This window comes from Gilliamella sp. Imp1-1 (assembly GCF_001690415.1).
GTDB classification, from domain to species: domain Bacteria; phylum Pseudomonadota; class Gammaproteobacteria; order Enterobacterales; family Orbaceae; genus Gilliamella; species Gilliamella bombi.
Map to the genome: position 1 here is coordinate 1 of NZ_LZHK01000059.1, position 10,379 is coordinate 10,379.

The window sequence follows — 10,379 nt, forward strand, 5'->3', positions numbered from 1 at the left end:
CTGCTCCCTGTCCATCCCCATCATCATCGCCCCATTTACCTTGTGTCACTATAAGTCATTTATATTTATTGAGTCGCTTGATGGCGGGACTATCATTTCAATATCAGCAAAAGTATCCCCTACATTAGGTAACTTGATTAGCGCTGTCGGTGATGAAGGATTATTTTGCGGTGTGAATGTTCGACCATCCGATAACTTAATACCTAATAATTCCTTTATTTCAGTCATTTTAGTAACACCGCCATCAAAGGTTAAATAAGGTGCAGTACCATGAATGCGCTCAGAAGTCGTGGCCGATAATGCCTGCGATTCTAAAGAGTACGGCAATAACAACAAAGGCACTACTGCCAATGGAATTTTTAAAGATAGTTTTGTGGATAATTTCGAAAATAATTCGAGAGATAATTTCGAAGATATAAATAAATTTCGAGTAAAAACTTGTCGAATAGGATTATTTGATAAATTTAAGACATAGGTTTGCCAGTGCTTGTGCCTTGTGCCTAAAATGGTACTGCATTTCGTTTCACCTGTCAAGTAATATTTTGTTTTATTTGAATTTTTATGTTTATTCGCTTATTTAGTAAGCTCATTTTTCTTAAACGATGAAAGTATAACCGTTTAAGGAATGATTGACTAGTTTTTTGGCGGACTTTTTTGTAAAGAAATGTAAAGATGAAAACGATTGGCTTTAGAGATAGGTGAATTTTATAATTAAAATAGGGTATTAGCTTTAGGACATATTGGCTTTTGCGGAATGATTAATATTGCTAATAACATCTAAAACACAAACACACCCAACAGCCCAGTTTGACGTGCTAGCTTTACTTCGTTATTGGCACATTTTGACGCTCTAATAAGGCAAGCATATTAGCATTGTGGTGCTATAAGTGTGTTTTTTACTTTAAAATCGTTCCTGTAGACCATTGATTTTATTAAAGTTTTTGGTTTTTCTTTTTCTTGGAAATAAACAACTTTTTTGCACTCTTTCCCTATTTGATGCAATATAGTATTCTAGTAGCTATTATTTGAACATACACCAAACCCAATACACCGTGCACACATTTATTTTGTCTTTACGTAAAGTCTTTTACAGCAGTAATCTTCTTTTTAGTCTTCGGATGTTAATTAGTTTAACTGGTTCGACTTTGGTTCCGTGGTATTTTGGGTATACTTCGCTAGTTATTCCCCTTACGCTTGGTGTTGTGGCAGCAGGCTTGACCGAGATCGATACTCGTCTATTAAGCCGTTGTATTAATTTAATTCTTACGTTGTTCTGTTTTGCTATTGCCACTTTTTCAGTCGAGTTGTTATTTGATTATCCTGCATTTTTTATTATCGGTTTGGTCTCTTCAACGTTTATTTTTACCATGCTTGGTTCGCTTGGGCAACGTTACGGTGTGATTGCGTTTGGATCACTTTTAATTGCTGCCTATACCATGCTTGGGCATAATTTGTTTACCGATAATTACACCTTACCCTGTTTTTTGCTGTTAGGTGCACTTTGGTATAATGTTGTTTCGTTAATTGAATCGATCATCCAACCTATTCGCACAACCCAACAATCGCTTTCACAGTGTTTTATTGATTTAGCACAGTATCTTGATGCTAAGGCAGCGATGTTTGATCCTGATGAATCTGACGGTTTTAAAAAACAAACTTTGCAATTAAACAATAGTAATAATCAACTCATTAGTGCATTTAATAATATCAAACGTTCACTATTTAATCGTTTAAAAAGCTATCGTGGACAAGCTTATATTAGAAAGTTACTAAGCTATTATTTTGTTGCGCAAGATATTCATGAGCGAGCAAGTTCAGCGCATGGACATTATCAAGCGCTTAGTGTGCATTTTAAACATAGTGATATTTTATTTAGATTTGCTCGTATTCTAAATTTGCAAGCAAAAGCTTGTGCGCAATTGGCAATGACAATTAAGTTAAATCAAACTTATCAGCATGATCCGCTGTTTTCACGTTATTTTTCGTATCTCGAAGAAGCTATTAATCAATATCATGCTAGTCATAAAAGCGATATGCTGATGATTAAAGCGCTTAAAAGTTTACATCAAAATTTGCTTTCTATCGATCTGTTACTTGCTAATATTGATACTGAACAACATTTGCCAAAGGCAGAAGAAGATAATCAGTTAATCGATGAAGAACTAACCAGTTTTTATGCTATTTTTACCAAAATTAGAAACAATTTAACCATAAAATCGGCACTATTTCGTCATGCAATTCGTATGTGTGTAGTGTTTTTTGTTGGTTATATGGTGATTCATTTTTCTGATTTGCAACATGGATATTGGATTATTTTAACCAGTTTGTTTGTGTGCCAGCCTAACTATTCAACTACAAAATATCGGTTAAAATTACGCGTAATCGGTACCATTCTGGGGATTATTGTAGGTATTCCGTTGACGTTTTTATTTCCAAGTGTTCCTGAGCAGTTGGTATTAATTATTATCACCGGTTGGCTGTTTTTTCTATTTAAAAATTCACAATATGCTTACGCTACTGCGTTTATTACGTTACTGGTGTTTTTTAGTTTTAGTTTAATTGGCGAAAGTAGTATTCAAGTTGCGGTCGCACGTATTATTGCAACGTTAATTGGTTGTTTTATTGCATGGTTTGCTGTGAGCTTTATTTGGCCTGACTGGAAGTTTAGAAATCTACCTAAATTAGTGGATCGTGTTTGCCATGACGATAGCCATTACTTAGCGTTAATTGGTCGTCAGTATTTGACTGGTAAAACTAATGATGTCATGTATCGTTTAGCTAGACGTGCGGCACATGATAGTAATGCAGATTTGTCGTCATTAATTAGTTTGATGACTAAAGAGCCGCATATGAATCCAGTTGTTATCGATCAGGGATTTCGTTTGTTAACACTTAATCATACGTTAATTAGCTATCTTTCGACTTTAGGTGCGCATCGCGATAAACCTCTTTCAAAACAGACTTTCGATCTATTTGATGATTTGTCGGTCTATATTATTAATCTATTAAGAATTAAAAAGATCGACGGTGAATACCAAGCTATTAAAAAATCCGTTACCGATTATATCGAAACAATTTCGGCTGTTTCAATTGACGATGATAAAACGAATAATGATCTTTTAGTTATGCAACAATTGGCTTTGATTTTGGATATTTTGCCTGAGGTTGTTGAGATTGCAACTCAATTGAAATGATGAAATTTTCTAATCGGCTCAGAAAAATAATGTGCCCGACTTAATGCCGAGCATCACACCTTGGAACAAAATAGTCGTGCAGTGGATGCATAAATCGAAAAACAGGAGTACACGAAAATGATGATGCTTTGAAACCAAATACAACAGGCGGTTCATTCTTTAAAATTTTACCTGTCCATTGATATATAAACTCATCTTTTTTATTTAAGCTAGTTAGTGGGTAAAACATGTCACCTTCAGTTATACCTTCAATCTCATTCGTTATTATATTGGAGTCTGAGTCTAATATAATTAAATGTCTTGCTATGATTTCTCCACTTTGGATAAGCTCACTTTTATCTTTGTTGGTATAGTTTTGTATAAAAAAACGAAAACCATTTGCTTCAGCCAAATAACTGTCTACTTCTTTCAAACTATCCATATTTCCCCAAAATGCTACAGCGGTAATCTCATCATCTTCATCAAGAACAGGAAAATCCTGTTCATCAATTTTGTTCCAGAATAAAGGCGTTAATTGCTCTTGCACAAAAGGGTTTTCTTTGCCGATATAAACAAGGCTAGATGGATGGTCTTTAATTATTTTAGAATCTAATTTAAAACCAAACATATAATCAGATAGATAAAAAGGACCGTCACCACTGCTATAAGGATTAACAACAGCTAAAGCTTTTAAACTACTAATAGGAAATGATTTTAAATAATTTTTTTCATAGTCGTAAATAAAAACCGTATCGTCTTCAGATATCCCAACTTCAAAAAAAAATTTAGCACGATATGAATCAGTCAATAAATATTCTTTCTTTTTGTAGTTTTCCTTTTCTCCACTAGGAATTAAAAAGACTCTTTCTTTATACTCTTCATCATATAAATTAATATCGTCAGATAATGAAATGAACATAAAATCAGAGTCATCTTCAATATAATCAATAGATCCTAGCGAATATACTCGAATATCTTTTCTATAACCACTACCATCAAATTCTTTCAATTTATTACGATCAAGGTCTTGAGAATAGCCATAAAAACTCAGTGGCACTAAGATAAAAATCAGAAATAAAAAATAGAACAATTTTTTTATCATCTGTTTATCTGCTCTTTTAACCAGTTTATTTCTTGCGTCCAAATATCAGGATCAATGGTTTCTAAGATAAGAGGAATTTCGTCAATTCTTGGATCTTGCATAATATATTTAAATGCAGTTTCACCAATATTGCCTTTGCCTAAACTGTGATGGCGATCAACATGGCTAGCAAATTCGCTTTTAGCATCGTTTAAGTGCATGCCTCGTAAGTATTGAAAACCGACTATTTTTTCGAACTCAGCAAAAGTTTCTTGGCAAGCTTGTTCAGTACGTAAATCGTAACCAGCGGCAAAAGCGTGGCAAGTGTCAATGCAAACTCCAACTCGGCTTTTGTCTTCGACTTGGTCAATGATTTGCGCAAGATGTTCAAATTTATAGCCTAAGTTAGAGCCTTGTCCAGCCGTATTTTCAATAACAGCAACCACATTTTGTGTTTTGTCGAGCGTAATGTTTATCGATTCGGCAATGCGCGATAAACATTCATCAACCGAAATCTGTTTTAAGTCACTACCTGGGTGAAAATTAAGTAATGTCAGTCCTAGCTGTTCGCACCGTTGCATTTCGTCTAAAAAGGCAGTGCGAGATTTTTCGAGCTGTTCTCGATCTGGATGGCCTAAATTAATTAAGTAACTATCGTGCGGTAAGATCTGTTTGCTAGTAAAGCCATACCTTTCGCAACGTTTTTTGAAGCTGTCGATGGTGGCTGTTTCAAGCGGTTTGGCGTGCCATTGTCGTTGATTTTTGGTAAATAACGCAAATGCGGTTGCGCCAATTTGATAGGCGTTAATTGGGGCATTGTCTACCCCACCTGCTGCACTTACATGTGCACCAATGTATTTCATTTTTTGTCCTAATGATGTTGTTAGTTTATGATTAGCGGATAATTAGTTTGAGCCGCTATTGCGTTGTAGCTGATCACGCAAATTAGGTGGCACACCTTTAATAACCAGTGAGTCAGTCTGTGGATCCCATTTTATACGTTCACCTAACAAATTTGAATCGAAGCTTAAGGTTAATCCGCCACCGCTGCCCGAGAATTTTTTAAGTTGGCGCAAAGCACTACGATCAACGGGGAAAGTATCTTCTAAATCGTATTCACTATTTTTGACAAATTCAATAAAGTTGTTATCGTCACTTGTTGGAAGTTCGTTGGCCAGATTTTTTAGTTCAATTTCTTCACCAGCTTGTAATTGTGCTTGGCAGTAATTGTAGACGCTTTCACGTGCGTTGGTTTTGTCTTGTTTGTCAAATTGCATTTCTTGGCAGTAATCATCTACCGCTTTAACCAGTGTTTTGTTTTGTACTTTCGCATCTAATCCTTCATTAGCACCTAGGTAGTCCATAAAAAAGTCAGATACTTTTCGCCCTACTCGTCCTTTTAAAAAGGTTAAATATCGTTTTGAGTCGGCTTGGGTTTCCCATTCGGTCATGTCTATACGGGCAATAATATCGGCATGGTCAATGTCTAGATATTGCGTTTCGCTAATATCTAGGTCTTCATTAACTAACATACTTAAACAACTATTTAACACCGCAATAATTAAGTATTCAACCGCCAAATAACGATATTGGCAAAACACCACCGTTCCTCCTTCTGCAAAAGGATATTTGGCAAGTTCGTTGCGTAGTTGTTTGGTTGATTCTTGGCTGAAATGTAAGAAATCTTGATTGCCTAGCCGTAGTTCTTTTAGTGATTGTTCAAATAAGCTTTCGCTATTAAATAATCCATAGGCTTTGCTTTTGTTATTATAGATGCGATTGATATCTTCAATTAGATTAACAACCGCTTGCTCGTTGTTGAGCATTGAGTCACGAAGTTGTAATTCAATTTCAGTGTCGCTTTTTCTAATTAATTTATGCAGTATGATCTTTTCTATTTGTACGCTCATTGGTGAGGTTCCTATTGGATCGCTATAATCATTAAGGACATTATTTTATCAAAGCGCTGAAAAAGTGCTATTAACAATTTGCCAGTCTGTTAAACTAGCACCGTTAAATTGCATAAAATCTATACTGAAACGTATAGTTACCTGAAACTTCTTTACAATATTTATCAACGGAAAATTAAAAGCAATGGCTCACTCTATTGATGTTTATAATGATTTTAAAAATAAAAAAATCAGTGCACTATTTTGGCAATATGCGCTGCCAGCAGTGATTGGAACGATTGTTAATACACTTTATAATATTATTGATGGCATTTTTATTGGCCATTGGATCGGGCGCGAGGCGTTAAGTGCTGCTGGTCTTATTTTACCTGTGATGAATTTAGCAGCAGCAATTGGTATGTTAGTTGGAATCGGTTCGGCCAGTCGGATTTCAATTTTTTTAGGTCGTGGAGAAAACGACAAGGCCGAAAAAGTCGCTGGTACGTCGTTTATGCTAACTGCAGTACTGAGTGGTTTTACGCTGTCAATGCTGCTTATTTTTATTGATCCCGTGTTGCGATTTGTCGGTTCTAGCCCTGTTAACCATGTTTATGCTAGAGAGTTTTTAGAGATTTTTCTACCCGGTAGTATCTTTTTGACCCTCACTTTTAACTACAACAATATGATGCGTGCAAGTGGTTACCCTTTTAAAGCCATGGTAACTATGTTTGTCAGTGTGATTGCCAACATTATTTTGGCACCAGTTTTCATTATTGGTTTAGGTTGGGGAATGCGTGGGGCAGCACTAGCAACGACGTTTTCAATGATGATTAGCTTTGCATTTGTTATGCAACATTTTTTAAATAAAAACAGTAATATCAAACTGTATCGCCGTAATTTTAAGCTTGATTTTTCAATTGCAAAATCGGTTATATCAATCGGTTTATCGCCTTTTTCAATGCAAATGGCGGCATCAATCGTTGTAGTGTTTATTAACTGGCAACTTAATCGTTATGCTCCACTTGCTAATGTGTCGGGCGATGATTCAATTGCTGCTTTTTCTAATGCTAACCGGCTTATTACTTTAGTGATTATGATTGTCATTGGTATCAACCAAGGTATGCAACCTATTATTGGTTATAATTATGGTGCTAAAAATTATGATCGCGTTAAAAAGACTTTCTTTTATGCTGTTAAAGTGGCTACAGTGGTGACTTCGCTCGGTTTTGTGTTAGGATTTTTTATTCCAGATATGTTGGTGCGAGCTTTTAGTTCCGAGGAAGATTTAGTGCAACTTTCGGCTATTGCATTACGATTTACTACACTCTCGTTTATTTTTGTTGGCTTTCAAATGGTTACCACTAGCTTTTTCCAATGTATTGGTATGGCAAAAATTTCGATTTTTCTAAGCCTTTCAAGGCAAATTTTGATTTTGTTACCAGCACTTTATATTTTACCATTATTTTGGGGTTTTGATGGTGTTTGGGCTGCAGCCCCAACAGCCGATCTGTTATCAACAGGTACAGCTTGCCTTGTGCTTTATTGGTATTTTAAATCACTCAAAGCAAGAAATTATTGTAATTAACACAGCTTTTAAACTGATCAATTAAATAAAAAGATAATGATAATTCCAATATAAATGCAAAGAAAATTACATTTATATTGGAAGAATGTACTAATAAGCAAGTGTTAACATAATAAAATTACTCAATATTTTGTACTTGCTCACGAATTTGTTCTATAAGGACTTTTAATTCAATCGCACTGGCGGTCACATCAGCATTAATTGATTTAGAGGCAATAGTGTTAGTTTCTCGATTAAACTCTTGCATCATAAAATCTAATCTACGACCTATCGCTTCGTTTTTCTTTAAGATCGAATAAGTTTCTTTAACATGTGTCATTAGACGATCAAGCTCTTCTGCAACATCAATTCGCTGGGCAACCATCACTATTTCTTGCTCTAGGCGAGAATGATCCAGTTCAATATTAGCTTCAGCCAATTTACTTTTTAAACGTTCTTTGTGCCATTCAAGTATTTGCGGCATCCAATTACGAATCTTATCCACTTCTACGGTAATGGCTTCTAAACGTTTAGCAATTAAATCACTAAGCGCTTTACCTTCGCGTTCTCGAACAGCTTTAAACTCGTCGATAGCTGTATCAAGTAACGCTAGGATTTCTTGTGATATGCTGTCAAGATTTTGTTCTTTTGCCGACAATACGCCTGGCCAACGAAGTACATCAATCGGGTTAACTTGTCCTGATTGATGCTCTGTTTGAACCCAATTAGCGGCATTTAAAATTTGCTTAGCAAGATCTTTATTTAACGAAAGTTCTTGATTTTGCGCTGCAGGATCTAATTCAAAGCGTAAATTACATTCGACTTTACCACGAGTTAGACGATTACGGAGTCGTTCACGTATCATCGGTTCAAGTGAACGAAACTGTTCTGGTAGACGGATATAGGTTTCTAAATAACGTTGATTAACTGATCGGAGTTCCCATGAGGCGGTTCCCCAAGATTGATTTAACTCCTTTCTGGCATAGGCGGTCATACTGGAAATCATAATTGCTTCCTAAATTTGTAAAAAACTTGCTGGGCATTGTACCACATATTCTGTATAATATGCTCTTAGCTTAGGCTAAACATCAACCTTATCTTGTTGATGTCCCCTTAAATAATTAGTTCAAAACGATATTTTTTAATTGTAACATCTGGAGAATTGCATGCGCCCGTCTGGTCGATCTGCGGAACAAATCCGCCCTATCAAAATAACCCGTCATTATACTAAGCATGCAGAAGGTTCTGTATTAGTTGAGTTTGGTGAAACTAAAGTACTTTGTAATGCCACTATTGATGAAGGTGTGCCGCGTTTTTTAAAAGGTCAAAACCAAGGTTGGGTAACCGCTGAATATGGTATGTTGCCTCGTGCAACCCATTCACGAACTCAACGCGAAGCGGCTAAAGGTAAGCAAACCGGTCGCACTATGGAGATTCAACGCCTTATTGCTCGTTCTCTACGTGCAATGGTCGACCTTAAATTATTAGGTGAATATACCATCACGTTAGATTGCGATGTTATTCAAGCGGATGGGGGCACTCGAACTGCGTCAATTACTGGTGCTTGTGTGGCACTAAATGATGCAATCAATAAAATGGTTACAGATGGTAAAATTAAGCAAAATCCAATTAAATCATTAGTTGCAGCTGTTTCTGTCGGTATTGTCGATGGCCAAGCAGTGTGTGACTTAGAATACATAGAAGATTCAAACGCTGAAACCGATATGAATGTTGTTATGACTGACGATGGTCGTATGATTGAAGTGCAAGGCACTGCTGAAGGCGAACCTTTTAGTCATGACGAATTATTAAAACTGTTAGAGCTAGCAAAAAATGGCATCAAAACTATTATTGATGCACAAAAACAGGCCTTAAAAGATTAATTGGAGAGGATCGATGAAATCATATAAAAGTGAATTTATTGAATTTGCATTAAATAGGCAAGCATTAAAGTTTGGTGAATTCACCTTGAAATCGGGACGCAAAAGTCCCTATTTCTTTAATGCAGGATTATTTAATACAGGTAAAGATCTGGCTTTATTAGGTCGTTTTTATGCAGCCGCACTAATGGATGCTAATTTAGAATACGATGTCATTTTTGGTCCAGCTTATAAAGGTATCCCTATTGTTTCATCAACCGTTGTTGCACTATCTGAACATCATAATGTTGACATTCCTTACTGTTTTAACCGTAAAGAAGCAAAAGATCATGGTGAAGGCGGTAATTTAGTAGGTAGTTCGATCTATCAACAACGCGTTATGTTGGTCGATGATGTTATTACTGCCGGAACTGCTATTCGTGAATCGATGAAAATATTAGCAGATAACCAATCTAAACTTGCTGGCGTACTGATTTGTCTAGATCGCCAAGAAAAAGGTCGTGGTGAACTGTCAGCAATTCAAGAAATTAAACAAACTTATCATTGCAATGTAATTTCAATTATTACGCTTGATGATTTAATCCAGTACCTCTATAAAGATCCAGCTCGAAAAGATCAAGTAACGCAAGTTGAAACTTATCGGTCTGAATTTGGGATAAAGTAATAACAATTTACTTTTCATCTTATAAACATTAAAGCATCGAAAGATGCTTTTTATTTTCATATATTATCTAGAAATTTTTTATTATCAGTAAGATAAATTCCACAATAAAGTAAAATAATTGCTTTTAC

General features: G+C 35.7%; 9 protein-coding genes. 4 read left to right on the plus strand and 5 right to left on the minus strand.

Annotated features, from left to right (window positions below; genetic code table 11):
• Positions 1–48: 48 nt before the first annotated feature.
• Positions 49–534 carry a hypothetical protein gene (locus A9G38_RS05660; protein ID WP_065623172.1) on the minus strand — a complete coding sequence of 162 codons (486 nt, stop codon included), beginning with the start codon at positions 532–534 and terminating at the stop codon, positions 49–51.
• Positions 535–1,052: 518 nt separating this feature from the next.
• On the opposite strand from A9G38_RS05660, the gene yccS reads away from it, so the two are divergent.
• Positions 1,053–3,194 (plus strand): YccS family putative transporter, encoded by a 2,142-nt coding sequence (yccS, locus tag A9G38_RS05665; RefSeq protein ID WP_034911603.1) that lies wholly within the window; start codon positions 1,053–1,055, stop codon positions 3,192–3,194.
• A 40-nt stretch (positions 3,195–3,234) separates the two neighbouring features.
• Here the strand turns inward: yccS and A9G38_RS05670 are convergent, their stop codons facing one another.
• Genes A9G38_RS05670 through yejK form a run of 3 tightly spaced genes read right to left on the minus strand, consistent with a single transcriptional unit; the run spans position 3,235 to position 6,164 of the window.
• Positions 3,235–4,275 carry a hypothetical protein gene (locus A9G38_RS05670; RefSeq protein ID WP_034911607.1) on the minus strand — a complete coding sequence of 347 codons (1,041 nt, stop codon included), beginning with the start codon at positions 4,273–4,275 and terminating at the stop codon, positions 3,235–3,237.
• Entirely contained in the window at positions 4,272–5,117 is an 846-nt protein-coding gene (gene nfo / locus A9G38_RS05675; RefSeq protein ID WP_034911612.1) for a deoxyribonuclease IV, read from the minus strand. The genes A9G38_RS05670 and nfo overlap by 4 nt, the downstream gene beginning before the upstream one ends.
• Before the next feature lie 42 nt (positions 5,118–5,159).
• Positions 5,160–6,164, minus strand: coding sequence for a nucleoid-associated protein YejK (gene yejK / locus A9G38_RS05680; RefSeq protein WP_034911615.1), 1,005 nt, complete (start codon positions 6,162–6,164; stop codon positions 5,160–5,162).
• A 184-nt stretch (positions 6,165–6,348) separates the two neighbouring features.
• Here yejK and A9G38_RS05685 point away from each other — a divergent pair, with 184 nt between their 5' ends.
• On the plus strand, positions 6,349–7,728 hold the full coding sequence (locus A9G38_RS05685) for an MATE family efflux transporter (protein ID WP_034911619.1): 1,380 nt from the start codon (positions 6,349–6,351) through the stop codon (positions 7,726–7,728).
• Positions 7,729–7,846: 118 nt separating this feature from the next.
• Here A9G38_RS05685 and A9G38_RS05690 read toward each other — a convergent pair whose 3' ends face one another.
• Entirely contained in the window at positions 7,847–8,713 is an 867-nt protein-coding gene (locus A9G38_RS05690; protein WP_034911624.1) for a YicC/YloC family endoribonuclease, read from the minus strand.
• A gap of 160 nt (positions 8,714–8,873) precedes the next feature.
• Here A9G38_RS05690 and rph point away from each other — a divergent pair, with 160 nt between their 5' ends.
• Positions 8,874–9,590 (plus strand): ribonuclease PH, encoded by a 717-nt coding sequence (gene rph / locus A9G38_RS05695; RefSeq protein WP_034911627.1) that lies wholly within the window; start codon positions 8,874–8,876, stop codon positions 9,588–9,590.
• A 13-nt stretch (positions 9,591–9,603) separates the two neighbouring features.
• Positions 9,604–10,251: an orotate phosphoribosyltransferase gene (pyrE, locus tag A9G38_RS05700; RefSeq protein ID WP_034911631.1), complete on the plus strand. Its 648-nt coding sequence runs from the start codon at positions 9,604–9,606 to the stop codon at positions 10,249–10,251.
• The last annotated feature ends 128 nt before the right edge of the window (positions 10,252–10,379 follow it).